The following is a 25,390-nucleotide window of genomic DNA, read 5'->3' as shown; positions in this document are numbered from 1 at the left end:
TCTCCTAAAATTCTTTTATTATAACTTAATTTATTTTTTCAATTGTATGACTAATCATTTAAACTACAGCATCCCGTTATACTTGCGGACAAACCATTCTGCTGAAAGAAAAACAGCAATCAAAATCAGCATCCATTTCCAGTCGATCAAAGGCGATTTGGTCACAACATCTTTCTGAATCGCTTTGTATTCTTCGTTTTCCAGCAATGTTTTAATTAATGTATCGATTTGATTCGGGTAAAAAGCTGTCCCTTTCGTTTGTGCAGCCAGTTGCTTCAATTTCTGAACATCCGGATTTACAAACTGTTTTTCAATATCGAAATCCAGAATCTCAAAATGCCCTGAATATGATGCTTTTGAATTCAGTTCTTGTACCGAAAAATTATAACTGCCAGCAGCAAGTCCGTCAAGATTTACTTTGAAAGTATTGTTTCCTTTTAAAAAATCAAAATTTTTGGTTTGTTTGGTTTTAACATTTGTTACAGCGATTGTCAAACTCGCTTTATCATCAAAATCATAATTCTTGTTGAAATATTGAGCTGTAATTTCTATAGATTCACCAGTGTTGTAAAAATTTTCGTGATTAACAACCAATGATTTTTTAGCATTAGTAGAAGCCAAATACTGCATAATCTTATTGACAAAAACATCATATTTATCAAAAGACTGGTTATCAACATGGCTTTGCAGACGCCATTTCCAGCTGTTTTCTCCGAATAAATAAGCAGATCTTCTGCCTTGATTTTCCGTAAATGAAAGCAAAGGCGCTTTGGTATCTATATTTCTAATTTTAGCAGAAAGCAAGACATCGACATTTCCATTTGTGCTAATTGAACCATAGCTGTTCTGCAAAGGAGGAAAACTTTCGAAACCAAAATTATCAACTGCAAAAAGATTGAACTTCGAATCAAAACCAGCCAGATAATCTTCTGACTGACCACTCATTTTGAAAATAAAATTGCTTTGTCTTTGGTTCAAAAATGAAAAATCTGTTACAGTTCCTGTTATGATAAACGTATTCAGGCGGGCTTTTTCATTAGCGTCAAAAACCGATTTAAAAGCTGTCGTCGGCTGATATAAAATCAAAACATTGTAATCCTGTAAAGACTTTATTTCGTTTGGTTTAACAACAGTTACTTTGTGCTGTGAATTAGATTCAATTGCTCTTTTTAAAGCTCCAATATCTGGATGATTTATTACCGAAACAATGGCTACAGACGTTTTTTGATCCATAACTTCCACAGCAAAATTTTTACTGTTATTGAAGGTGTTTTTTTCACTTTCCTTAGAATCAATTTTCGCCTTATAAATCTGCAGTCCTACTTTCTCGGCAGGCAAAAGCACATTTACAATTGCCGTTTTCTTTGATGGTGAAAAAGAAATATTTTGTTTATGCAGTACCTCATTTCCTTGACTTATACTAAAATTGGCAGTCACATTTTTAGTCCCGGAATACTGCAAAAATACTTCTGCCGGAAATTTATTCTTCAAAAAAGCATATCTATTTACATTCAGCTGATTGATTTTTAAATCCAGAACTTTGGTCGTATCACCCAAAACCACAGGATACACTTTATTGTTTTCACCAAAACTGTAAACATAATCATTTCCAGAAGTCTGGTTTCCATCAGTAATAATAACCGTTGGATAAAATGCGTTTTTGTAGATACTCTTTAAGTTTTTGGAAACCAAATCTATATTGGTTTGATTTCCTTTAAAATTCAGACTGTCCGACTGCCGAAAATCAGTATCAAAAAGATACGTCTGCACCTCAAATTTTTCCTGAATCGCTTTATTCGAAGTGATTTTTTTAAAAATTTCTACAGCATTTTCGTTCGCTTTTAAAAACGAAACAGAACTTGAATTATCAGCCACAATAGGCAGCGGTGTTTTTATAATTTCAAGTTTACTCGTTGTGATAATTGGATTTATCAGAAGCAGCAGTACTAAAAAAACACTTAAAAAACGCAAAAAAGCCAAAAACAAACCAACTTTCGATTTGCTTTTGACTTTGTATATATATTGAAAAAACGACAAACTACCCGCTATTAATAAAGAAAGTAGAAGTAATAGAATCGTGCTTGCTGTCATATTTATTTAGTTTAAGTTTGTTGTTTATAGTTTTTAATTGCAGGACAATAAACAACAAACCATAAAACAATTAACTTTCTAAGTAAGCATACCTCCGCAAACATTCAGTACTTGGCCAGTAATGTAAGCACTCATATCAGATGCTAAAAACAGACAGGCATTGGCAACATCTTCTGTAGAACCGCCTCGTTTCAAAGGAATGCCTTCTCTCCATCCTTTTACAACATCTTCACTTAATTTGGCAGTCATTTCAGTTTCAATGAAACCTGGAGCAATAGCATTGCAGCGAATGTTACGAGAACCCAGCTCCAAAGCTACAGACTTTGTAAAACCAATAGCACCTGCTTTTGAAGCAGCATAATTTGTTTGACCTGCATTTCCAGAAACACCAACAACCGAACTAATATTAATGATAGAACCTGCGCGCTGTTTCAAAAACGTTTTTTGAATTGCTTTTGTCATATTGAAAACTGACTTCAAGTTAACATCGATAACTTGATCAAAATCAGCTTCTGACATACGCATTAATAAATTATCTTTTGTAATTCCAGCGTTGTTTATCAAAATATCTACTGTTCCAAATTCAGCCAAAACAGCATCCACAAAAGTCTGCGCTTCATTAAAATCAGCAGCATTGGATTTGTATCCTTTAGCTTTAATTCCCAATGCATTCAATTCGTTTTCTAATGCCTGTGCAGATTCTGCAGATGAACTATAAGTAAAGGCAACATTTGCTCCGTTTTTTGCAAAAACTTCAGCAATTCCTTTTCCAATTCCACGACTTGCGCCAGTAATAATGGCTACTTTTCCTTCTAGTAATTTCATATTTCCGTTAATATTTATTTTTTATTAGGAGCTATTCCTGCTATCCGCTTCAATCTTTTTATTTTTAAAGAAAAAACAAAAAGGATTTCCACTGCTATCAGGGCTAGTTTACAAAGGCCAAATATAATAATAAATTACGGATAGCAAAAAATTGCTGTTTCAATTAATAAGCGGTAATCTGAAGCCTCAATTAAATTTACCTGCCTCTTTTTTAAAATTTTAAAAAAAAATAAAATAAATACAAATATAATTGATACAACAACTATATTTGCATCAAATAAATTTTATATGAAAAAAAATCCAACCGGAACCGTTCTTTATACCATTGAATTAGCAATAAAAGAGTATAGAAAAATAGCACAGAGAAATATTGGAAAAATTGTAAGTGATATAACTGTTGATCAATGCTTATTGCTAATAATCCTAAATAAAAATCCAGACTATTCTCAAAAAGAATTAGCAAAATTAATTTTTAAAGATAATGCTTCAGTCACCAGAATAATTGAATTGATGGTAAAAAAAGATTACATAACTAGGAAAATCAACGAATTAGATCGAAGAAAATTTAGCCTTGAAATCACCGAAAAAGGAAAAAACACAATAGAATTATTATCACCAATTATACTACAGAACAGAGAAACTGCTCTCGATGGTTTAACACAAGATGAAATAGATTTACTAGACAAAACACTCCATAAAATAATCTTAAACTGTAAAAAATAAAATGGCAAAAATCAATCAATTCCTTAAATCAGCTCAAACTCTACTATTTTTCTTTTTCCCACTATTAATCTTTGCACAAAAAGACGTATCAGCTAATCTTGCAAAATATATGCAGGCGCAGGTTGATGTAAATAATTTTAGCGGAACGGTTCTTGTGTCCAAAAACGGCACCATTTTATTAAAAAAAGCATACGGTTTAGCTGATTATGAGTGGAATATTAAAAACACCATAGACACAAAATTTCAATTGGCTTCGGTAACCAAACAATTTACTGCTACAGCTATTCTTCTACTAGTAGAACAAAAAAAATTATCCCTTGCTGATAAACTAAGCAAGTTTTTTCCCGATTATCCAAAAGCCGACAGTGTTACCATTCATATGTTATTATCGCATACTTCAGGACTGGCTTTAGGCTTTAAAGAATTAGCCTTAAGCACTATTAATGCTGATTCTGCCTATTCTGAAATAAAGAAAATACCTTATGAGTTTTCCCCAGGAACTAAAAGCGCTTACAGCAATATAGGGTATTACTTGTTGGCTAAAATTATAGAAAAAGTTTCAGGCGAAAAGTATGCCGTTTTTTTAAGGAGAAATATATTTGAAAAGGCAGGAATGAAAAATACAGGTATTAGCAATAATGATTCGATAATTTCAAAAAAAGCGAAGATTTATTGCCGAACAGAAAAAGGTTTCATTCATAATCCTTATATCAATTGGACGGTTAACATAGGACATGACGGCGTTTATTCCACCGTTGAAGATTTGGCTTTATGGGACAAAGCGCTGTACGGAACGACAATTTTATCAGCAGAAATGAAAAATCTCATGTTTACTCCCCATAGCGACGAAAATTGGGGATATGGTTTTATAATTAATCCGTTTTACAATCACGGACATCAATTGATTGCTCACGACGGAGGTTTTTTTGGCACAATGACTTCTTTTAACCGATTTACAGATGACAAAATATTTGTGACAGTACTTTCTAACAACGAATCCTTTTCATACATTATTGGCTATGGACTTTCAGCAATTGCATTGCAAAAAGAAGTAGAACTTCCATACAAACATCATCAAATACAAATAGACACTGCAGTATATGATAAATACACAGGCAAGTATGGCAAAATTGAAATACTAAAAATTAACGGTAAACTTTACTATAACGATACCGAAATGGAACTACTGCCTGAGTCCAAAACGAAATTTTTCAGAGCAGACAATAACGACAGGACATTTGAATTTATTCAGGATAAATCTGGTTCTTTTAATTCTATACTATTAACTAAAGGAGGAGTTAAAGAAAAAGTGAAGAGAAATATTCCTTAAAAAATAGTGCCTAATTCATCATTTTAATTCTACAGTCCAGTAAAATCATTATTTAATTCAACTGGGATGCCACAATAAAAACAATAGCAAGTAAAGCCAGAAACAGTCCAATAATATTGCGTTTAGTAACTTTTTCCTTAAAAACAAGAATTCCTGCAAGACTGCCAATGACAATAACTCCCATATTCATTCCTGCAAAAACGGTTGATGGATTTTGGGCAAATGCTTTGTGGGCATTAAGATAAAAGAAAATATTTCCGAAGTTGAAAACACCAACTAAGCCTCCGAAAATAACACTTTTGAAATCTATTTTTACTTTTTGAAAAAGTATTTCATACCCGTTGAACAGCATCATTATAACAAGTGAAATAAAGAAAAGTACAAATAACGAAGTAGTAAAAGAAAGTGCAGCTGTGAGTGCAATCTGCTTAAACAGAATATCAATTATTCCAAAACCAAGCAGTACAAGGGCCGGATAAATCCATTTGTTTTCCTTGTTATCTGCGGGTTTATCCAAAATGAGCACTATCGCTGGAAAAGCAAACAAAAGCGCTGTCAGTTTGAGTCCGCTGAATTGCTCGCCAAAAAAGAGCCAGGCTACTAAAATAGAAATAATCAGTGATAACCGCTGAGCAGCATCAGTCTTTACGATTCCCATATGTTTTATTGAAGCTGCAAGAAAAAGAAACACCACCGGAAGCAAAACGCCTAAAGGAAGCAGAATTTCCCAAGGTGAAGAAGCATCCAAAACAGTTAAATCCGGACTAAAGAAAAAGTAACACAGCGCAAAAGCAAAAACATAATTATAAGCCACAATTTGTGCTGAAGGTATTTTATAGGTTCGGGCAATTTTGAAAATCGCTCCCACTGTCACACTGCAGATCACACTCAGAATAAGAAATAGCATAGTTCCTGTTTTTTGTTTCCGCAAAAATAGTGTTTAAACCTAGAATGAACATTAAATTCAAGTATCAACAATTGCAAATCATAATTATTGCAATTGTTTTTAATCAATTTTATACTATTTTTAATATTATTTAAGTTCTATACAACTAAATTGCACTAAAATAAACTGAAATGGAGAACATAAAAATACTTTGGGTCGATGATGAAATCGATTTGCTCAAACCACATATATTATTTCTGGAGAAAAAAAACTATAGCGTTACTACCTGCAATAACGGCCGTGATGCGGTAGATATTTTTGAAGAAGACAATTTTGACATTGTTTTTCTGGATGAAAATATGCCCGGAATGAGCGGTTTGGACACTCTTTCTGAAATGAAGGAGAAAAAATCATCAATTCCTGTGATTATGATTACCAAAAGCGAGGAAGAACATATAATGGAAGAAGCTATTGGTTCAAAAATTGCCGACTATCTTATCAAACCAGTAAATCCAAACCAGATTTTGCTGAGTTTGAAGAAAAACTTAGACAATTCCAGACTGATTTCGCAGAAAACAACTTTGGATTACCAAAAAGAATTCCGAAAAATTACGATGGAATTGGCTATGGTCAATTCCTATGAAGACTGGGTGGAATTGTACAAAAAACTGCTGTTCTGGGAATTGGAACTCGAAAACATCAATGATCAGGGAATGATCGAAATTCTGGAGTCCCAAAAAGCAGAAGCCAATTCACAATTCGGCAAATACATTGAGCGCAATTACGAAGATTGGTTTGCCCCAAAAGCAGACAAACCAGTTCAGTCTCATAATTTATTCAAAGAATTAGTCGTACCGGAAATTCAGAAAAAAGACAAGCCTGTACTTTTCATTGTAATCGATAATCTGCGTTATGATCAATGGAAAGCTTTTGAAAGCGTGGTTGGCAACTATTATAAACTCGAAAAAGAAGTTCCGTATTTCTCCATACTCCCTACTGCTACCCAATATGCCAGAAATGCCATTTTCTCAGGATTACTGCCACTTGAAATGGAAAAACAGTTTCCGCAGTATTGGAAAAACGATCCTGACGAAGGCGGTAAAAACTTATACGAAGCCGAGTTTCTAACAGCGCAAATCAAGCGTCTGAGACTGGACATAAAAGAAGATTATTTTAAAATCACCAATGTCACCGGCGGAAAAAAACTCGCCGAAAGCTTTAAATCATTGAAGGATAACGATCTTGTGACCGTGGTTTATAATTTTGTTGATATGCTTTCGCACGCCAAAACTGAAATGGATGTGGTAAAAGAGCTGGCTTCGGATGACAAAGCATACCGTTCTCTTACATTGAGCTGGTTCAAAAACTCTCCATTACTGGAAATCATTCAGCAGGCACAAAAACTGGGATTCAAATTGATTCTGACCACCGATCACGGTACTATCAATGTAAAAAACCCATCAAAAGTAGTCGGTGACAAAAACACCAGTTTAAATCTTCGCTACAAAACAGGACGCAGCCTGACTTACGAACAAAAAGACGTTTATGCCGTAAGAGAACCAAAACTTATCGGTTTACCTGCTATAAATATGAGCAGTTCTTATATTTTTGCAAAAAATGATCTGTTTTTGGCCTATGTAAACAACTACAATCATTATGTGAGTTATTACAAAAATACGTATCAGCACGGCGGAATCTCACTGGAAGAAATGATTATTCCTTTCTTGGTTTTTAATCCGAAATAGCGAAAAAAATAACGATTTTCAGTTTTCATAATATTAAGAGAATATTGAGAACTTGCAATTAAGAGAAGACCTAACAGGTTTTAAAAACCTGTTAGGTCTAAAAAATCACAATTAATAAAAAATGACCATCATATTTTCAATTGAACAGCTTCCAGAAACCGCACAGCAGATTTTAGACCAAAATCCAAATAAAGTAATCCTTTTTAATGGAGAAATGGGGGTTGGAAAAACCACTTTAATCAAACAGCTATGCAAAACACTGGGTGTTCAGGACGCGACCAGCAGCCCCACTTTTTCATTAGTAAATGAATACCAGACCAGCAATAACCAAACCGTATATCATTTTGATTTTTACCGATTGAACAAAGAAACCGAAGCTTTGGATATGGGCGTAGATGATTATCTGTACTCAGGAAACTGGTGTTTTATCGAATGGTCTGAAAAAATTGCTAATTTGATTCCAAAGGAACATACTGTAATAAATATAGAATTACTGCCAACAGGAGAACGTTTATTAGAATTAAACTAGAAAAAATTATGGTATCAGATGCCAATAAAGTCGAGATCATTCCTTTTTCAGCCGAATTAAAAGAACATATCAAAATCTTAAATCTGGAATGGCTTCACAAATACTTCAAAGTGGAGCCAAAAGATGAAAAAGTTTTATCCAATCCTCAAACCGAAATAATAGACAAAGGCGGAATGATTTTCTATGCTCGGTACAATAACAAAATTGTCGGCACAGTTTCTTTGCTGAAAATTGATTCCGCAGTATTTGAACTTACTAAAATGGCTGTTTCTGATGGAAATCAAGGATTAGGCATTGGTAAAAAGCTGATGGAACATTGCCTCAATAAAGCAAAAGAAAATGGAATCCAGAAATTAATCCTGTATTCCAATCGAAAATTACTGCCGGCACTCACTTTATATGAAAGTTTTGATTTCATGGAAATTCCATTGGAAGAAGGTATATACGAAAGGGCTGACATCAAAATGGAAAGAAATTTATTCTAAATTCATACCGCTTGTGTATTTAATTAGGCGTTCCAAATATCATACTTTGAATCTTTTTTGTAAATTGTACCACTAATTACATGAAATCAATGTCTCTAAGTCCATTTACAAAAGAACAATTACTGCCTCAGGAAGAAAAACTGGAAATAGCTAAACACAAAGGCCAGCTTTTTATCGGAATTCCTAAAGAGAATAGTTACCAAGAAAGACGCATCTGCCTTACACCTGATGCTGTGAACTCCCTTACCTATCAAGGACATAGAGTAATGATAGAATCCGGAGCCGGAGTAAGTTCCAGCTATAGTGACAAAGAATACAGTGAAGCTGGTGCGGAAATAACACAGGATACTAAAAAAGTTTTTAGCTGTCCGATGATTTTAAAAGTGGAACCGCCAACAATTGCTGAAATTGAAATGATACAGCCTAAAACAATTATTTTATCTGCCATTCAATTAAAAACCAGAAAAAAATCATACTTCGAAGCTTTATCCCGAAAAAAAATAACAGCCCTTGCTTTTGAATATCTAAAAGACGGCGAAAGCTCCTACCCTGCCGTAAAATCATTAAGCGAAATAGCAGGAACCGCATCCATACTGATTGCTGCGGAATTAATGACTACAGATGAGTTTGGAAAAGGCTTACTATTTGGCAACATTACTGGTGTTGCACCTACAGAGGTTGTAATAATCGGAGCTGGTACCGCCGGAGAATTTGCTGCCAAAACCGCCATCGGACTTGGAGCCAGCGTAAAAGTTTTTGACAATTCGATAACCAAACTGCGCCGATTACAGAGCAACCTGCATCAGCGCATTTTTACATCTACAATTCAGCAGAAATCATTACTTAAAGCACTCAGACGCTGCGATGTTGCGATCGGTGCCATGCGCGGATTGGAACGCTGTCCTGTAGTAGTAACAGAAACAATGGTCGAGCACATGAAAAAAGGTGCCGTAATTGTTGATATCAGCATCGACACTGGAGGCTGTTTTGAAACATCTGAAGTGACCACTCACGAAAAACCAACATATATAAAACACAATGTATTGCATTATTGCGTGCCTAATATTCCTTCCCGTTATTCTAAAACGGCATCGCTTTCCATAAGCAATATCATAACACCTTATCTTTTACAGATTGCCGATGACGGTGGTATCGAAAGCGCCATCCGATGTAATTCAGGGTTAAAAAACGGTGTTTACTTATATCACGGAATTCTCACCAACAAAGCAATTGGCGACTGGTTTGATTTACCGGATAACGACATTAATTTAATTGTTTTTTAAACAAACTTTCCCATACCTTTGCGGAAATTAAAATATAAGATGAGCATAAGCTTCAATAGGCTGTTAATGCCAAAAGTAACTATGCAAATTTCATATGACCAATAAAAAACAATAAATATTATATATGAATTTCATACATCGTTTTGCATACTATTTAGTGGGGTTAATTATGGGATTATTTGTGGTCGCTGCAATTTTCAGCGGAAAAGATACCCGCTGCAATTATTTCCCAAACTCCAGGGTTTTAAATGATCTGAGAAACAAACCTTTTCACTATTCTGATAAAGCCTCACTCATTTTATCTCAAAAATGGATTGACACCACCGATATCAAAAACACATTAAAACTTGGAGACGTTGATTTTGACAAAAGCAATATTCCATTCAAAAAAGGAAAACTCTACGTCATAGAAGGCAGAACAAGAAAAAATCAGCAGATTATAATCAAAGTGATTAATTACGAAAACAAAGCGGTTCTCGAAGACATCACTAAAAAATAAGATCACTAAACTCTTCTCCCACGAAGAGTTTTTTTATTGGTCTCAAATAGAGTTTAAAACTATGCACTTTCAGTGCATCTCGCTTTAGCTTCTAAAAAAAATTTGCCACAGATTCACAGATTTTAAAATCATTTTTTATCTATGAATCTGTGGCAAAATTTTATCAATTTTCGCAATCCAACCTTGCAGACTTTCAGTCTGCCTAACCAAATCTATGACTTTCAGTCCATAGTGGTTTAGTTTTTTTTGAGAAAAAAAAGAACAATATTATTGACTCTAAAAAAACCATAATTCAATTAGATGAATTATGGTTTTTCTATAATAACGCAATATTACGATTTGATGTAATTTTATCTTTGTGCTAAATAAGCCAAAACATTTTTCTCAATTCTTTCATTAATGCTTGAAATATCAGCTTTTACAAATTTTTCACCGATAATATTTTCATACAATTCAATGTATCTATCTGAAACGGTTTCGATATACTCATCAGTCATATCAGGAATCTGCTGCCCGTCCTGTCCTTGAAATCCATTTTGAATTAACCAGCGTCTCACAAACTCTTTGGACAATTGTTTTTGTTCCTCACCATTTTTCTGTCTTTCCTCATATCCTTCAGAATAAAAATAACGGGAAGAATCCGGAGTATGAATTTCGTCAATCAATACAATCACACCGTCTTTAGTTTTTCCAAATTCATATTTGGTATCAACCAAAATCAAACCACGGCTTGCAGCGATTTCAGTCCCTCTTTGAAACAAAGCACGGGTATATTTTTCTAAAACTAAATAATCTTCTTCCGTAACGATTCCTTTAGCCAAAATATCTTCACGTGAAATATCTTCATCATGAGAACCATTATCTGCTTTAGTAGTCGGAGTTATAATCGGTTCTGGAAATTTATCATTTTCTTTCAGTCCTTCTGCCATTGTTACACCGCAGATTTGTCTTCTTCCTGCTGCATATTCACGTGCTGCATGACCTGAAACATAACCGCGAATCACCATTTCTACTTTGAAAGGCTCACATAGATGACCAACAGCTACACTTGGATCCGGCGTTGCAATTAACCAGTTTGGTACAATATCCTGAGTCAATTCCATGAATTTGGTAGCAATCTGATTTAGAATCTGGCCTTTGTAAGGAATTCCTTTTGGCAGAACAACATCAAATGCAGAAAGCCTGTCAGTAGCTATCATTACTAGTAAATCGTCATTGATATTATAAACTTCTCTTACTTTTCCGCGGTAAACTGATTTCTGATTCGGAAAATTAAAATCGGTAGTGGTAATTGTATTGCTCATTAGTAGTGTGTTGTTATTTTTTAGTATGCAAATTTAAAACTAATTAATAGAGAACGCAAGGAAAACCAAAAGTTCTATTTATAGATCAAAAATAAATTCTATGCATTTATTTCTTTAAACTTGGTACCAATATTTTCTAAATTTAAAGACAAATATCTGGCCACTCCGTCTTCATTATTGGTAGAAATCACTTTTAAATGCGGTAATTTATTTTTTAAATTCTGCGGTGCATTCCCCATAATTAAACCGATTCCCGCCGCGTCTAACATTTTTTCATCATTAAAACCATCCCCAAAAGAAACAGCCTCTGCAAAAGTATAGCCTTCTTTCTCCAGAATCCTGTTAATGGCAGCACTTTTGTCTACTGATTTATCCATAAATTCCAAACAGATAGGCAGACTGAAAGCATGATTAAATTCATCTGAATGGGTTTCAAGAATTTTCTCTTTTAAATCTACTAATTTTTGATGATCTTCGTGCGTGAAAAAAATTTTTATTGCATTAAAATCTTCCAGCTCAGCAAAATTAACCACTTGAGGAGGATATGCTAAATCTTTTTGAAAAGCATTTAATTTTTTATTCGTTTTAGAAGTCTGCCAGACAGTTTCCCTAAACAGAACTGTTGTAATTTCGGGATCAATGTCCAGTGCTAAAACTGATTTTACCGAATCCCCATTCATATCAAGAGAATACAATAATTCTTTTTGAGGCGAATGAATTCTGGCTCCGTTTGATGTTACTAAATAAACTGGAAAATCCAAACTGTCGATGATTGCCATCGCATCAATATGATGGCGCCCAGTGGCAACAATAATTAAATAATTCTGCTTGTGCAGTTCTTGAAAAACAGATTTAGTATACGCTGATATTGTGTGATCTGAGTTGAGTAATGTTCCGTCTAAATCACTTATTACTACTTTAATTTTTTGTTTTGGCATTTTAATTCAATTTCATTTTAACCGCTGCAAAATTATTGCTTTTCAATAACATACCAAAAAAGTTAGTTTTATATAAAATTCATTTAACTTAATTATATACATCTGTTAACTTTAAAAACAAGATACATTCTTTCGTATATAGAAAAGGAGAAATTCAATTGTGAGCTTCTCCTTTAACTTTTAATTATCTTGTTTTAATTTTAATAATCATTATTTTCGATTTGTTTATAAGCATCAATTACTTTTTTAACCAATCGATGACGTACAATATCCTTATCATCAAGGTAAATAATACCAATACCGTCAATATCTTTTAAAACTAGTAAAGCTTCCTTGAGTCCGGAAATTGTTCTACGCGGTAAATCTACCTGCCCAGGGTCACCGGTAATCATAAACTTAGCATTTTTACCCATACGCGTCAAAAACATTTTCATCTGCGAATGTGTTGTATTTTGTGCTTCATCCAGAATTACAAAAGCATGATCCAGAGTTCGTCCGCGCATGAAAGCCAAAGGTGCAATTTGAATAATTCCCTTTAAAATATAATCTTCTAATTTTTCGTTGGGAAGCATATCCCGCAGTGCATCATACAAAGGCTGCATGTAAGGGTCCAGTTTTTCTTTCATATCACCAGGAAGAAATCCTAGATTTTCTCCAGCTTCTACAGCAGGTCTGGTCAGAATAATACGCTTGACCTGTTTTTCCTTTAATGCTTTTACAGCCATGGCAACACCTGTATAGGTCTTTCCGGTACCAGCAGGACCAACGGCAAAAACCATATCATTTTTTTCCATGGTATCCACCAGCAGCTGCTGATTGGGAGTCATCGGTTTAATGATTTTTCCACCTACGCCATGAACCAAAATTTTGTCATGTCCCAGAGCTTTTCTGTCATCCTGATCGTCACTTTGAATAACTCTTTCTATTACATTATCATCTATGGTATTGTATCGTGTAAAATGCAGCATAAGGCGCTGAAACCGCTTTTCAAATTCGTCTAAAACATCTTTGTCTCCAAATGCTTTAAGAGTAGTGCCTCTTGCGACAATTTTCAATTTTGGATAAAATTTCTTAATTGACTCTAGGTGTGAGTCTTGAGTACCCCAAAAATCTTTTGGAGCAATGTCGATTAGCTCGATGATTCTTTCGTTCAAAATAAGAAGTTTTTAAGTTAAATAATTGAGTTAAATCAATTTCAATATTTACGCTGTAACACTTCTATTACAGTTTTTAATTTCTAAATCGGTAAATAACACTAAAAAACATCTTTTTCTGGAATTTGGGTAATTCCAGTTCTAATTATACGTTAGCTTTTAATTTTTTCAACATTTCTTCATTCAATAGATCAGAAGGCTTAATTGATAAAATTTCACAAAGATTATTATTAAGAAGCAATTCAATATCAGTCTCATTAAATACTTGCTTTTTGTCTTTTTTAACTTTAATTTTTTTGTCTAAATTATCTGACTCAGCCGTTTTTTTATCCGAAATATTTTCTTGACCAAATGAATTAATTGTAGTAAATAAAAGAAATAAAATAAAAATAAACTTTGACATAGATTTTGTTTTAATTCAAATAAAATTGTGTTTAAATAAAGTATAAAATACTTTAGCTTTGCATTTTTCAAATTTAAGAAAAAATAAGTTTCGGTCGCTTCAAAACTCAATAGTTATAAACAATTTTATGTCAATAATTACCCTTACCACTGATTACGGCTTAAAAGACCACTTTGTCGGTGCGCTGAAAGGGAAGATATTATCTGAGTATTCTGACGCCGTAATTATTGACATTTCTCATTACATCGATCCATTCAACACAGTTGAAGCCAGTTATGTTATCTCGGCCTCTTATGACAGTTTTCCAAAAGGCACTGTTCATATTATTGGAGTCGATTCAGAAGCCAACAATGAAAATCAGCATATTGTTATGCAGTGGAACGATCATTTCTTTATTGCATCCGATAATGGAATCTTAAGCATGCTTTCGCAAAAGATCATTCCGCAGAAAATTGCCGCCATTACCGTTCATGACCGTCTGCATAATGAAGCAACCGATCTTGATGTTTTTGTAAAAACAGCCTGCCATATTGCCAAAGGCGGAGCTCTAAGTGCAATTGGCAAAGAAATCACTAGTCTAAAACAAGTAACCGATTTGCAGGTGATTCTCTCCGAAGATGGAAACCAGCTAAAAGGAAACGTAATTTATATAGATCATTTTGGCAATGTGGTGACCAATATTTCTAAAAAACAGTTTTTAGAATGTTCCAAAGGAAGAGCTTATGAAATTGCCTTCAGGAACCAAACCATCAAAAACATTTTGCCGTATTATTCAGCGATTGCAAATTCGGATAAATATCCTGTAAAGTATTATGAAGGTCAAAAATTAGCCATTTTTAACGAAGCCGGTTTTCTCGAAATTGCCATTTTCAGAAGCAATCCGCTGACAGTGGGATCTGCGAGTACATTATTAGGCCTTAATTACAGGGATGTGGTTTCGATACAGTTTAAAAATTGAGTTTTAAGATTTTAGAGAAAAGAGTATAGAATATAGATTTTTGAAAGAAGATTAAAAATATCATTTGAAAATGAAAAAAGAATACAAAAAAAACTGCATTTACAAGCAAAAAAACGAGTAATATATCAGGCAGTTATTAAATCATAAATCGTTAATCAGCGATCTAAAATCAAAAATCAAATGTTTGTACGAATTGTAAAACTGAGTTTTCACGAGGAAAATATTCCTGCCTTTTTGGAAAACTTTGAATTAATGAAAGACCAGATTCGAAATGCTCCTGGAAACCGTTTCCTCGAACTGTATCAGGACAAAGAAAACAAAAGCATTTTCTTTACCTATAGTTATTGGGAAACAGAAACTGATTTGGAAAACTATCGAAATTCAGAGCTTTTCAATAAAGTTTGGACATTTACGAAAAAATTATTCAATGCAAAACCTGAGGCTTGGAGTGCCGATAAATTAGTAAGCCTGCCGTAACCAGTCAGCAGATTTTAGATTTCTGTTTCCAGACTGCAGATTTCAGATTAAAAAACTTAGTATATTTGCGCCTCTTTGTGGCAAATAAACGATTAAACAATAAACGAATTAACATAAAAAATGAAGTCAATCGTATTTCGCGAAATAAAATCCTTCTTTGGTTCACCAATCGGGTATTTAGTAATCGCCTTGTTCTTAATTGGAAACGGCTTATTCCTTTGGGTCTTTGAAAGTGATTATAACATCCTGAACAGCGGTTTTGCCGATTTAACTCCTTTTTTTACTTTGGCACCCTGGATTTTAATTTTCCTGATTCCAGCAGTAACCATGCGCAGTTTTTCGGATGAAAAAAAGCAGGGTACATTAGAATTACTGCTCACAAAACCTATCAGCGTTTGGGAAATTGTAAACGGAAAATTCTTGGGAGCATTTTTGCTGATAATAATGGCTATCATCCCAACTTTTATCTATGTTGAAGTAATTTATAATTTGGGGTCGCCCGAAGGAAATATTGACATGGGAAGCACTTTGGGTTCTTATTTTGGTCTGCTGTTTTTAATTGGTGCTTATTCCGCAATCGGAATTTTTACTTCCTCAATATCAGAAAACCAAATTGTATCCTTTATAATAGCCGTTTTTATGTGTTTCTTGTTCTATTTTGGTTTTCAAAGCTTAGCTTCTGTTTTTCCAGATTTCTCTTCATTTATATCTTATTTCGGAATGCAGGATCATTACAAAAGTATGAGCCGGGGCGTTATAGATACTCGAGATGTAATTTATTTCATTAGTATTGCCGTTTTATACCTTTCGTTCACAGTGTTTAATTTAAAATCTATTAAATCCTAATGAAAGCTTTCAATATAAAAAATGCCAAAGCATTATTGATCACTATTGCGGCAGTATTCATATTAAACATTATAAGTAATTTCTTTTTTCATCGTTTTGATTTAACGCAGGATCATAGATATACGCTGTCACCAACCACTTTAAAGATCATCAAAGATGTAAAAGCTCCTTTGTCTATAAAAGTATATCTGCAAGGTGAATTACCAGCTGAATTCAAACGGTTACAGCTGGAATCCAAACAGCTTTTGGAAGAATTTCAGGCCTATAATTCTAACATTATTGTCGAATTTGTAGATCCATTGGAGAACAAAGACGAGAGCATGGATAAAATTAAGGAGCTGTATCGAAAAGGATTGACACCAATAAATATCACTGTAGACGACAAAGGAAAACAATCCCAGTCAATGGTTTTTCCATGGGCAATTGCCGTTTATAATAATAAGGAAGTCAATATTCCATTGCTGAAAAACATTATGGGAGCCACTACTACTCAAAAAGTGATTGGATCTGTACAGCATCTTGAATATTCTATTTCGGACGGAATCAATAAAATCTCGAAAGACAAACAAAAGAAAGTCGCTATCATCAAAGGAAACGGTGAACTTCAGGAACGTCATATTGCCAAATTCCTGATGCAGGTACGCGAAAGCTATTTCATTGGTCCGTTTACTTTGGATTCAGTTGCCAAAAATCCGGAAGGAACACTAAAATCACTGCAAAATTATGATCTGGCTGTCATTGCCAAACCAACGGAAGCTTTTACCGATGAAGAAAAATTGGTTTTGGATCAATTTATTATTCACGGAGGAAAAACCCTTTGGCTCGTAGAACAAGTTAATGCCGAAATGGACAGCTTGTACAATCCAACTGGAGCAACATTAGCATTCCCAAAAGATCTGAATCTTAATGATATGTTTTTCAAATACGGCGTGCGCATCAATCCAGATTTGGTAAAAGATGAACAGGGAAGCCCGATAAAACTGGCGTCCGGAGAGCAGGGAAGCGCAACGCAATATCAGGATTTCATCTGGAAATTTGCTCCTCAGGTATATCCTGCAAGCAAGCACCCGATTGTAAAGAATCTGGGGGGCATCAAATTTGATTTTGCTAATGCGATGGATACTTTAAAAAACGGTATTAAGAAAACTGTTTTACTGCAGTCGTCTGCTTATTCAAAAAGGATAGGAACTCCTGTGCCAATCAGTCTGAATATGGTTTCTGAGCAGACTTCAACCTCTGACTACCTAAATAAAGGAAATATTCCTATGGCAGTTTTACTGGAAGGAAATTTTCATTCGATGTTTGAAAACCGTGTATTACCTTTTGAAGAAAAATCTTTTGTTACCAAAGCAAAAGAAAGCAAAATGATTGTGGTTTCGGACGGCGACATTATAAAAAATCAATTAGACAAAACAGGACAGCCTGTAGAATTAGGTTATGACCAGCGATCTGGTAATTTGTACGACAACAAAGATTTTATGATGAATTGTGTGAATTATCTGCTGGATGACACCGGACTTATTAACATTCGAAGCAAAGATGTTGACCTGCCTTTGTTGGACAAAGAAAAAGTGTATGAAAACTATACCTTTACCCAGTTCCTAACTATCGGGCTTCCAATCTTAATTTTACTTCTGTTTGGTCTCGGATTTACGTTCCTAAGAAAAAGAAAATACAGTAAATAGATGTTAATAAAAAATTTGGAATACTCGAATAGTTTACAATATATTTGTAAAGCCTATTCTTAATTTTAATTCAGAAAAAGCACACCATTAAAAACAAAACAATACAGATGAAATTTATAGTATCGAGTTCGTACTTATTAAAACAATTACAAGTTTTAGGTAGCGTTATCAACAGTAACAATACTTTGCCAATTTTGGATAACTTTTTATTTGAATTAAATAATAACGAATTAACTGTTTCGGCATCCGATTTGGAAACTACCATGTCCGCCACATTGTCGATCGACTCCAAAAGTAAAGGAAGTGTTGCAGTACCTGCAAAATTATTATTGGAAATCCTTAAAACTTTTCCTGAACAGCCGTTAACTTTCACAGTAGAAGAAAACAGTACTATAGAAATCAGTTCTAACTCTGGAAAATATGCCTTGGCGTATGCACCGGGAGAAGAGTTCCCGAAATCTGTAAACTTAGAAGATCCGTCTGTAACGCTTGTTCCTGCTGATGTTTTGGCAACAGCGGTAAGCAAAACCATCTTCGCAGCTGGAAATGACGATTTGCGTCCGGTAATGTCTGGAGTATTTTTCCAATTTTCTCCAGAAGGTTTGATTTTTGTAGCAACAGATGCTCATAAATTGGTAAAATACGCACGTTCTGATGTAAAAGCATCGCAAGTGGCTGAATTTATCATGCCAAAGAAACCATTGAACATTTTAAAAAGCATCCTAAGCACATCGGATGCTGAAGTAAAAATAGAATACAACGATTCGAATGCTACTTTCTCTTTCGACAACTACATTTTATTATGTCGTTTAATCGATGGAAAATACCCGAATTATGAAGCGGTTATCCCAAAAGAAAACCCAAACAGATTAATGATGGATCGTTCCCAATTTTTGAGTTCGGTACGTCGTGTTGCTATTTTCTCTAATAAAACAACGCACCAGATTCGTTTGAAAGTTGCTGGAGCCGAATTGAATATTTCTGCCGAAGACATCGACTACTCCAACAAAGCAGAAGAAAGATTAACTTGTGATTATCAAGGTGACGATATGCAGATAGGTTTCAACTCCCGTTTCCTTACCGAAATGCTGAACAACCTGCAATCAGACATGATCATGCTTGAAATGTCATTACCAAACAGAGCCGGAATCCTTACTCCTATTGATGGACTGGAAGAAGGCGAAACCGTAACAATGCTTGTAATGCCAGTAATGCTAAACAGCTAGTTACTTCTAAAATACGAAACTAACCAAAACCATTTTTATATTTGAAAAGCCAAAATTCCTAACCAGAATTTTGGTTTTTTGCTTTTAGTCATGTCATTGCGAAGCACGAAGCAATCGCATAACGCATATCCATATTCCAGATTGGCTTCACGTGCTAATCTGATGAGGCTGCTTCGTTCCTCGCAATGACTTTGCGACTGAAAAACCGGCAGGAAAAACTAAATAACCCCCATCTTCTGCATTAAAAAAGTGGCGCTTTTGTTTTGGCAGATGCCTTCACGGAGTTTATAATCAAAATGGAGTTCATTGCTGCTAATTTCGACTTCAAAGCATTTATTGGTTAGAATATCAGGATACTCATTTGTGGTCAAGCAGACTTCTATGTCGTGTGTTGCGATGGCTCCGATTGCTTTTTTAGCAATTACTTTTTTGACTACTTCAATGGTTCCGTTTCGTTTATCATCGGAGTTGGTGCCACGCAGGATTTCGTCCAGAAGAACAAAAGCAGGACCCGACTCCAGTTCATCCATAATCTGCTTTAAGCGTTTGATTTCGGCAAAGAAATACGATTCGCTGTCGGATAACGAATCTGACAATCGCATCGAAACTAAAACTGGCAAAGGATGTACGTTCGCACTACTCGCGCAAACTGGCGAACCCATTCCCGCAAGGAGCATATTGATTCCCAAACTGCGCAGGAAAGTACTTTTACCAGACATATTGGAACCCGTCAAAATCATAAACGACTGCGGATAAAACTGTACATCGTTACCTTTCCTAGTAGCTGGATTCAATAAAGGGTGACTCAAATTTGTGAAATCAATTTTATGATCGTTATTTAATACTGGATATGCAAAATCGGGATTATTATACGAAAAATTAGCCAGACTGTTCAGCATTTCGAACTCCCCTATCACTTCCAGCCATCCCTCAATGACTGCTGCATGCTGTTTTTTCCAAACGATCAGCGATCTCAACACATGAAGATTGAAAAGAAATGTTCCGTTGAACAATAAAGCCGTTACAAAATTCCCAATGGTATCCATATTAGAAAATAATTCGGATAATTTCTTAAGGTGCACGCTTGCTTTCTGATTCTGGAAGTATAATTTTTGCTGTAAAGCAATTAATTTTTCGGACTGAAAGTTTTCATTTTCTATCTTTTGAACCAGTAAACTGTACTGTTTTACTATGACATCAATATTTTCAGCATTGGCAATTTCAATAGTTATTCTTTTGTAAAACCGGCCTAAAAATGACATGTTTAATACAAAGAAAAAAGTCAGATACGACAAGAATACTGGATTGGAAGTGAAAAAATATCCCAGCAGATTACTAAAAAAACCTATTGGAAACAGAAAAGATAAAAGCGTATCCGTTTTTGATAAAGAAGAACTTTCAAATCGGCTCCACTCCAGTAATGCTGAGTAAACTGACTGGCTGTCCTTCCCTGCTTTGGCGAAAGCCAAAAACTCCTGACGCCACTCTAATTTTTCTTTTAACTCCTGAACAGCTTTATGATTCAGGAGTATTTCACTGTTTGGCAAAAGCGTCAATAATTGTCTCGCTAATGTCTTCTTGCCGATATAAGTTGCGGTTCTGTTAAGGTTTTGGAACAAAGAATGCGCTCCAAATATATCCAGATCATAGGCATACGGATGATGAAAATCATTGAATTCGGCACCATTTTCAAAAGGGATTGCTTTTCGTTCCAAATAGGCGGTTTCATTTTCGTTAATTTCCACCAGGGCTGTTTTTATCTTTTTTTGAAAAGACAGCTTTGAATGAATCCGCATCAAAATAATAAAACCAGCGAATAGTATAACTGCCATCATGACAAATACTATTTCACTGGTTTTTATGTAATAAAATAAGCTTCCTAAGAAAAGCAGAATACTGATAAGTCTAAAAAAACTTATGCTGTTGTACTTGCTGTTAATTTCCTTTAAATCCTCTGAATGGCTTTGACTATTGGTTTTATAAATTTCCATTGTTTGTTTTAATGATACACAAATGTAGGGAATCAGAAATTCAATGGCAATGGCAGATTTCAAATATCAACAGCAATGACAATGGCAGATTTTAAATTTTCAAATGTTAATGGAAGTCTCTATCAAAATAAAACTTAAATCTGAAATCTAAGATTACAGCTCCTCTTCGTGCAGAGCCAATACCGGCACTACAGAAGTGTTGGACATTTTTTGGGTCAGACTTGGATTGAACAGCTCAGAAAAGAAATTTCGTTTATGGGTGATCATGGCTAAGATATCGATGTTTTTGTGGGATACAAAATCGATAATCGTTTCTTTGACCAAATCACTGTTTACGACTGTAAACGTAATAGGTTCATTTAAGAATTCGGTTTCCCATTCCTTTATTGTTGTGTCCAAAACATCAGATTTGCTGGTTTTGACATACAGACATTTCACTTCGGCATTGGTTTTTTTGGCGATTTTGAGAACTTGCCGCAGCGGCGCTTTGTCTTTGTCTCTAAATCGGGTGGTGAAACCAATGGCTTTGACTTTGTCATATTGCGCTTCAACTGGTATGCTTAGGACCGGTACATCAACGGTTGTAAGCACTGCGCCTGTATTGGATCCTACAAAAAATGATTCCCAGCCTGATGCACCTGAAGTACCCATTACCACAAAATCGACTTTTTCTTCTTTGACAACTTTTTTGATTGCATAAATCAAGTCGCCGTCCATAAGTCTATGGCTTAGTTTTATATTTTCTAAGCCATTTTTCTTGGCCAGTTCCCGAAGTTTGGGAATTTCATTCTTGAACATATCAAATTGTGCCAACTGCAGAGAATCAAATACTGTATAATAATTCTCAGGCACAAACTGACTGTCAACTATTGGCAGTTCAAAAGTGTGCAAAAGCAGGAGTTCACCATTTACAATTTTTGCAAATTCCAATGCGTGAATAAAAGCATTATTGGCAACTTCTGAAAAATCGGTGGGCAATAAAATCTTTTTCATTTGTTTATGAATTATAGTTTACTTTTTTTTTAGGAACAATTCTGTTATATCTATGACTGGCTGTTATTATGCTAAAATTGTCGTTTTCAGGCGCTGCGTGAGTGATAGAAGCTGGCTGCCAAAGCAACGCGGAAAGCCCGACGCTGCTGAGGAAAGGGGCGAATAAACGCTGCTATACTTTAGCCCCTTTGCTCAGCTGGGTCACGCCCAAATAATCATGATTCAGTACTTTTAATGAATGGATAAGAACGGAATATTGATATGAAAGGCCAGCTTTCCAGACAGGCTTACCTGAAAAAGCTTTTCAAAAAATCCTCTATGCCGTACATGGATTGCTGCCATATTTATAGCATTTTGATCGATATACTTGAAAATTGCTCCTTCGATATCATTCTCTATAACAGAATGAAAACTAATGTCTGCATCTCTGAAAATATTCTTGAAATCGGCCTCAAAATCATTGTCCTGAACGGTATGCGGCGTTTTAATGCTGAGACAGTCGATGTGTGCCTGAAATACATTGGCCAGCGCCGCTACTTTTTTCAGAGGCTCAATATCGTCCAGAAGATACCTTGTATTGAATAAAATTTTGGTTATCGGGGTATAAGTGCATTTCTCAGGAATGACCAAAACGGCTGTACTGCATTCGTTCATTATCCGGGTGGCCACTGTACCCAAAAAGACTTCACGCAAGTGGGTAACTCCCTTAGTTCCCATAACGATAAAGTCTATTTGCTCTTCTTTGGAAATCTTCGCGACTTCGTCCACCAGATAGCCCTGAATAAGGACATTGCTTATTTTGATGTGTTCCAAATCATGGGTTTGGGCAATGTTCCGCAGTACAGGCACTTCGTCTTTGTAATTTTCGAAATCGCTCAATTCCTCATACTGATAGATTTCATGCAGATAGACAGAAACGTCCAGATAAGCCGGTGAATTCAATTCGTAAACATGAAGCGTAATAATCTCGGCATCTATAGCATCGGCGAGCTTTAGCGCATATATAAAAGCATTTTTTGAAGCTTCTGAAAAATCTGTTGGGAACAATATTTTTTTCATTTTTACAGATAATTTACTGATTACCAATAACTCTTATAAATTTACAAAATTTCATACAGATAAAGTATGATAATTATCAATTTGATTTACATAATTTAAAGGCTGGGATATGTTTGTTGTTTGTGGTTTAGGGTTTGTCATTTGTTGTTTGACTTTTAAATTTTCAATGCCTCCGGCTAATCACTAATTTGTTTACTTTTGCATAAATTTTTTGTTATGATCCAAAACGATTCTATAGTTGCCTTAGCCACTCCTTCAGGAGCTGGTGCCATTGCCATAATCCGTATTTCGGGCGAAAATGCCATAGCTATAGGCCATTCGGTTTTTAGATCCATAAAAAACAAAGATCTGACACAGCAAAAATCCCACACACTTCATTTGGGACATATTATTGACGGACAAAAAACACTGGACGAAGTTTTAGTGTCTGTATTCAAAGGACCTAACTCTTATACGGGCGAAAATACCATTGAAATTTCGTGTCATGGTTCAACTTATATTCAGCAGCAAATTATTCAGCTGCTGCTTCGAAAAGGCTGCCGAATGGCCGATGCGGGTGAATTTACATTAAGAGCATTTTTGAATGGGAAATTAGATTTATCTCAAGCTGAAGCTGTAGCGGATTTAATTTCGTCAGATAATGAAGCTTCACATCAGATTGCGATGCAGCAAATGCGCGGTGGTTTTTCTAATGAAATTGCTAAACTGCGCGAAGAATTATTAAATTTTGCTTCTTTAATCGAACTGGAATTGGACTTTGCCGAAGAAGATGTTGAATTTGCCGACAGAGCGCAATTTCATGAATTATTGAACCGAATAGAATTTGTACTTAAGCGTTTGATTGATTCGTTTGCCGTTGGTAACGTTATCAAAAACGGCATTCCTGTTGCTATTGTAGGCGAACCCAATGTGGGGAAATCTACACTGCTGAATGCTTTATTAAATGAAGAACGCGCTATTGTTTCGGAAATTGCAGGGACTACACGCGATACTATCGAGGACGAATTGGTGATTGGCGGCATCGGCTTTCGATTTATAGATACCGCCGGAATACGTGAAACCGCCGATGTGGTGGAAAGCATCGGAATCAAAAAAACTTTTGAGAAAATTGATCAGGCGCAGGTTGTTTTGTATTTAGCTGATGGCCGTCAGCTGTCAGTTAATGAAAAACTGGATAACTTACTTATTGAAATCAACAAAACACAAAATCTGTATCCGCAAAAGCCTATTTTGGTTATCATTAATAAAAAAGACTTACTTTCTAAAGAAATGACAGAAGTAATCGAAGCAAAACTAGCAACCAATAACCAGCAGCCGAAAACCATTTACATTTCTGCTAAAGAACGAATTGGCGTTGATGACTTAAAGAATGAACTGCTTTCTTTTGTTAACACCGGAGCACTTCGCAATAACGAAACAATTGTCACTAATACACGCCATTATGATTCGCTGCTAAAAGCCCTTGACGAAATTCAGAAAGTGAAATTCGGGCTGGAAAGTAATCTTTCCAGTGACCTTATGGCCCTTGACATTAAAGAAGCGCTGTACCAATTTGGGATGATTACGGGTCAGGTTACTAATGATGAATTACTGGGGAATATTTTTGCTAATTTCTGTATCGGGAAATAGGTTTCACAAAACATCACAAAATAAAACAAAGAATCCCATTTAAAATACTATAAAACAGGATTTATCTTTCTGCTCATATCGTTTTATATGACTGTCGTTAACTAATACCAAACAGATCGAATCAGCCTGCTAAGAAACTCCTGAGTTATAAAAGCCGTCTACTACCACGGCATTCGCTTTTAAAAGTTTCTTACACGAATTACACTAATCTGCACGAACTAAGATTGCTGTTTAATTACACAAAATATTCGAAACTGTAAAAAGCTGTAAAATTTGATTTCAATTTTGATAAGAATTAGTGTTAATTGTACGGCATTCGCTTTTAAAAATT

General features: G+C 35.0%; 23 protein-coding genes. 13 read left to right on the top strand and 10 right to left on the bottom strand.

The window, feature by feature from the left end; translation table 11 throughout:
• Positions 1-63: 63 nt before the first annotated feature.
• On the bottom strand, positions 64-2,091 hold the full coding sequence (locus OZP07_RS10435) for a hypothetical protein (RefSeq protein WP_281638309.1): 2,028 nt from the start codon (positions 2,089-2,091) through the stop codon (positions 64-66).
• 78 nt (positions 2,092-2,169) lie between these two features.
• A complete protein-coding gene (gene fabG / locus OZP07_RS10430) occupies positions 2,170-2,916 on the bottom strand; it encodes a 3-oxoacyl-[acyl-carrier-protein] reductase (protein ID WP_194643438.1) in 747 nt (248 codons plus the stop codon).
• 288 nt (positions 2,917-3,204) lie between these two features.
• Here fabG and OZP07_RS10425 point away from each other — a divergent pair, with 288 nt between their 5' ends.
• On the top strand, positions 3,205-3,639 hold the full coding sequence (locus tag OZP07_RS10425) for a MarR family winged helix-turn-helix transcriptional regulator (RefSeq protein WP_194643436.1): 435 nt from the start codon (positions 3,205-3,207) through the stop codon (positions 3,637-3,639).
• Between the two features lies 1 nt (position 3,640).
• Positions 3,641-4,969, top strand: a complete 1,329-nt coding sequence (locus OZP07_RS10420; protein WP_281638308.1) for a serine hydrolase — start codon at positions 3,641-3,643, stop codon at positions 4,967-4,969.
• 52 nt (positions 4,970-5,021) lie between these two features.
• On the opposite strand, the gene OZP07_RS10415 is transcribed toward OZP07_RS10420, so the two are convergent.
• The gene (locus tag OZP07_RS10415) at positions 5,022-5,876 is read right to left on the bottom strand and encodes an EamA family transporter (RefSeq protein ID WP_281638307.1); all 855 of its coding nucleotides are present in this window, start codon (positions 5,874-5,876) and stop codon (positions 5,022-5,024) included.
• Positions 5,877-6,046: 170 nt separating this feature from the next.
• On the opposite strand from OZP07_RS10415, the gene porX reads away from it, so the two are divergent.
• The 5 genes from porX (at position 6,047) to OZP07_RS10390 (ending at position 10,396) form a co-directional block, all read left to right on the top strand.
• Positions 6,047-7,600, top strand: a complete 1,554-nt coding sequence (gene porX / locus OZP07_RS10410) for a T9SS response regulator signal transducer PorX (RefSeq protein ID WP_281638306.1) — start codon at positions 6,047-6,049, stop codon at positions 7,598-7,600.
• Between the two features lie 121 nt (positions 7,601-7,721).
• A complete protein-coding gene (tsaE, locus tag OZP07_RS10405) occupies positions 7,722-8,129 on the top strand; it encodes a tRNA (adenosine(37)-N6)-threonylcarbamoyltransferase complex ATPase subunit type 1 TsaE (protein ID WP_194643429.1) in 408 nt (135 codons plus the stop codon).
• A gap of 8 nt (positions 8,130-8,137) precedes the next feature.
• On the top strand, positions 8,138-8,614 hold the full coding sequence (locus OZP07_RS10400; RefSeq protein WP_281638305.1) for a GNAT family N-acetyltransferase: 477 nt from the start codon (positions 8,138-8,140) through the stop codon (positions 8,612-8,614).
• Positions 8,615-8,703: 89 nt separating this feature from the next.
• A complete protein-coding gene (locus OZP07_RS10395) occupies positions 8,704-9,897 on the top strand; it encodes an alanine dehydrogenase (RefSeq protein ID WP_281638469.1) in 1,194 nt (397 codons plus the stop codon).
• A gap of 124 nt (positions 9,898-10,021) precedes the next feature.
• Complete coding sequence (locus OZP07_RS10390; protein ID WP_281638304.1) at positions 10,022-10,396, top strand: DUF4258 domain-containing protein; 375 nt, start codon at positions 10,022-10,024, stop codon at positions 10,394-10,396.
• Between the two features lie 350 nt (positions 10,397-10,746).
• Here OZP07_RS10390 and OZP07_RS10385 read toward each other — a convergent pair whose 3' ends face one another.
• The 4 genes from OZP07_RS10385 to OZP07_RS10370 form a co-directional block, all read right to left on the bottom strand.
• Positions 10,747-11,700 (bottom strand): phosphoribosylaminoimidazolesuccinocarboxamide synthase, encoded by a 954-nt coding sequence (locus tag OZP07_RS10385; RefSeq protein ID WP_281638303.1) that lies wholly within the window; start codon positions 11,698-11,700, stop codon positions 10,747-10,749.
• Positions 11,701-11,798: 98 nt separating this feature from the next.
• Entirely contained in the window at positions 11,799-12,638 is an 840-nt protein-coding gene (locus OZP07_RS10380) for a Cof-type HAD-IIB family hydrolase (RefSeq protein ID WP_281638302.1), read from the bottom strand.
• 200 nt (positions 12,639-12,838) lie between these two features.
• The gene (locus OZP07_RS10375; protein ID WP_281638301.1) at positions 12,839-13,792 is read right to left on the bottom strand and encodes a PhoH family protein; all 954 of its coding nucleotides are present in this window, start codon (positions 13,790-13,792) and stop codon (positions 12,839-12,841) included.
• 145 nt (positions 13,793-13,937) lie between these two features.
• The gene (locus OZP07_RS10370) at positions 13,938-14,195 is read right to left on the bottom strand and encodes a hypothetical protein (protein WP_194643418.1); all 258 of its coding nucleotides are present in this window, start codon (positions 14,193-14,195) and stop codon (positions 13,938-13,940) included.
• Between the two features lie 127 nt (positions 14,196-14,322).
• Between OZP07_RS10370 and OZP07_RS10365 the strand changes: the two genes are divergently transcribed.
• The 5 genes from OZP07_RS10365 (at position 14,323) to dnaN (ending at position 19,387) form a co-directional block, all read left to right on the top strand.
• Positions 14,323-15,153, top strand: a complete 831-nt coding sequence (locus tag OZP07_RS10365; protein ID WP_281638300.1) for an SAM hydrolase/SAM-dependent halogenase family protein — start codon at positions 14,323-14,325, stop codon at positions 15,151-15,153.
• 180 nt (positions 15,154-15,333) lie between these two features.
• The gene (locus tag OZP07_RS10360) at positions 15,334-15,630 is read left to right on the top strand and encodes a putative quinol monooxygenase (RefSeq protein ID WP_281638299.1); all 297 of its coding nucleotides are present in this window, start codon (positions 15,334-15,336) and stop codon (positions 15,628-15,630) included.
• 120 nt (positions 15,631-15,750) lie between these two features.
• Positions 15,751-16,476, top strand: a complete 726-nt coding sequence (gldF, locus tag OZP07_RS10355; RefSeq protein WP_194643412.1) for a gliding motility-associated ABC transporter permease subunit GldF — start codon at positions 15,751-15,753, stop codon at positions 16,474-16,476.
• Complete coding sequence (gldG, locus tag OZP07_RS10350; protein WP_281638298.1) at positions 16,476-18,161, top strand: gliding motility-associated ABC transporter substrate-binding protein GldG; 1,686 nt, start codon at positions 16,476-16,478, stop codon at positions 18,159-18,161. The genes gldF and gldG overlap by 1 nt, the downstream gene beginning before the upstream one ends.
• Positions 18,162-18,268: 107 nt before the next feature.
• Complete coding sequence (gene dnaN, locus OZP07_RS10345; protein WP_194643408.1) at positions 18,269-19,387, top strand: DNA polymerase III subunit beta; 1,119 nt, start codon at positions 18,269-18,271, stop codon at positions 19,385-19,387.
• Between the two features lie 218 nt (positions 19,388-19,605).
• Here the strand turns inward: dnaN and OZP07_RS10340 are convergent, their stop codons facing one another.
• From OZP07_RS10340 to OZP07_RS10330, 3 genes are all read right to left on the bottom strand, one after another.
• Positions 19,606-21,378, bottom strand: a complete 1,773-nt coding sequence (locus tag OZP07_RS10340; protein WP_281638297.1) for a MutS-related protein — start codon at positions 21,376-21,378, stop codon at positions 19,606-19,608.
• A 153-nt stretch (positions 21,379-21,531) separates the two neighbouring features.
• The gene (locus OZP07_RS10335; RefSeq protein WP_194643404.1) at positions 21,532-22,371 is read right to left on the bottom strand and encodes a universal stress protein; all 840 of its coding nucleotides are present in this window, start codon (positions 22,369-22,371) and stop codon (positions 21,532-21,534) included.
• A gap of 231 nt (positions 22,372-22,602) precedes the next feature.
• Positions 22,603-23,430 (bottom strand): universal stress protein, encoded by an 828-nt coding sequence (locus OZP07_RS10330; RefSeq protein ID WP_281638296.1) that lies wholly within the window; start codon positions 23,428-23,430, stop codon positions 22,603-22,605.
• A 216-nt stretch (positions 23,431-23,646) separates the two neighbouring features.
• On the opposite strand from OZP07_RS10330, the gene mnmE reads away from it, so the two are divergent.
• Positions 23,647-25,059 carry a tRNA uridine-5-carboxymethylaminomethyl(34) synthesis GTPase MnmE gene (mnmE, locus tag OZP07_RS10325; protein WP_281638295.1) on the top strand — a complete coding sequence of 471 codons (1,413 nt, stop codon included), beginning with the start codon at positions 23,647-23,649 and terminating at the stop codon, positions 25,057-25,059.
• The last annotated feature ends 331 nt before the right edge of the window (positions 25,060-25,390 follow it).

Origin of the sequence: Flavobacterium marginilacus, from assembly GCF_026870155.1 — a bacterium.
GTDB lineage: Bacteria > Bacteroidota > Bacteroidia > Flavobacteriales > Flavobacteriaceae > Flavobacterium > Flavobacterium marginilacus.
This window is presented reverse-complemented; position numbering and strand designations above follow the sequence as displayed.

What these genes read in the sequence shown, in the direction of transcription:
- OZP07_RS10370 (WP_194643418.1), bottom strand. Translation starts at nt 14,195, where the DNA reads ATGTCAAAGTTTATTTTTATTTTATTTCTTTTATTTACTACAATTAAT.
- OZP07_RS10340 (WP_281638297.1), bottom strand. Translation starts at nt 21,378, where the DNA reads ATGGAAATTTATAAAACCAATAGTCAAAGCCATTCAGAGGATTTAAAG.
- OZP07_RS10390 (WP_281638304.1), top strand. Translation starts at nt 10,022, where the DNA reads ATGAATTTCATACATCGTTTTGCATACTATTTAGTGGGGTTAATTATG.
- OZP07_RS10385 (WP_281638303.1), bottom strand. Translation starts at nt 11,700, where the DNA reads ATGAGCAATACAATTACCACTACCGATTTTAATTTTCCGAATCAGAAA.
- OZP07_RS10330 (WP_281638296.1), bottom strand. Translation starts at nt 23,430, where the DNA reads ATGAAAAAAATATTGTTCCCAACAGATTTTTCAGAAGCTTCAAAAAAT.
- OZP07_RS10425 (WP_194643436.1), top strand. Translation starts at nt 3,205, where the DNA reads ATGAAAAAAAATCCAACCGGAACCGTTCTTTATACCATTGAATTAGCA.
- OZP07_RS10400 (WP_281638305.1), top strand. Translation starts at nt 8,138, where the DNA reads ATGGTATCAGATGCCAATAAAGTCGAGATCATTCCTTTTTCAGCCGAA.
- tsaE (WP_194643429.1), top strand. Translation starts at nt 7,722, where the DNA reads ATGACCATCATATTTTCAATTGAACAGCTTCCAGAAACCGCACAGCAG.
- gldG (WP_281638298.1), top strand. Translation starts at nt 16,476, where the DNA reads ATGAAAGCTTTCAATATAAAAAATGCCAAAGCATTATTGATCACTATT.
- OZP07_RS10415 (WP_281638307.1), bottom strand. Translation starts at nt 5,876, where the DNA reads ATGCTATTTCTTATTCTGAGTGTGATCTGCAGTGTGACAGTGGGAGCG.
- gldF (WP_194643412.1), top strand. Translation starts at nt 15,751, where the DNA reads ATGAAGTCAATCGTATTTCGCGAAATAAAATCCTTCTTTGGTTCACCA.
- OZP07_RS10360 (WP_281638299.1), top strand. Translation starts at nt 15,334, where the DNA reads ATGTTTGTACGAATTGTAAAACTGAGTTTTCACGAGGAAAATATTCCT.
- fabG (WP_194643438.1), bottom strand. Translation starts at nt 2,916, where the DNA reads ATGAAATTACTAGAAGGAAAAGTAGCCATTATTACTGGCGCAAGTCGT.
- OZP07_RS10420 (WP_281638308.1), top strand. Translation starts at nt 3,641, where the DNA reads ATGGCAAAAATCAATCAATTCCTTAAATCAGCTCAAACTCTACTATTT.
- OZP07_RS10380 (WP_281638302.1), bottom strand. Translation starts at nt 12,638, where the DNA reads ATGCCAAAACAAAAAATTAAAGTAGTAATAAGTGATTTAGACGGAACA.
- OZP07_RS10365 (WP_281638300.1), top strand. Translation starts at nt 14,323, where the DNA reads ATGTCAATAATTACCCTTACCACTGATTACGGCTTAAAAGACCACTTT.
- OZP07_RS10395 (WP_281638469.1), top strand. Translation starts at nt 8,704, where the DNA reads ATGTCTCTAAGTCCATTTACAAAAGAACAATTACTGCCTCAGGAAGAA.
- porX (WP_281638306.1), top strand. Translation starts at nt 6,047, where the DNA reads ATGGAGAACATAAAAATACTTTGGGTCGATGATGAAATCGATTTGCTC.
- mnmE (WP_281638295.1), top strand. Translation starts at nt 23,647, where the DNA reads ATGATCCAAAACGATTCTATAGTTGCCTTAGCCACTCCTTCAGGAGCT.
- OZP07_RS10335 (WP_194643404.1), bottom strand. Translation starts at nt 22,371, where the DNA reads ATGAAAAAGATTTTATTGCCCACCGATTTTTCAGAAGTTGCCAATAAT.
- OZP07_RS10435 (WP_281638309.1), bottom strand. Translation starts at nt 2,091, where the DNA reads ATGACAGCAAGCACGATTCTATTACTTCTACTTTCTTTATTAATAGCG.
- dnaN (WP_194643408.1), top strand. Translation starts at nt 18,269, where the DNA reads ATGAAATTTATAGTATCGAGTTCGTACTTATTAAAACAATTACAAGTT.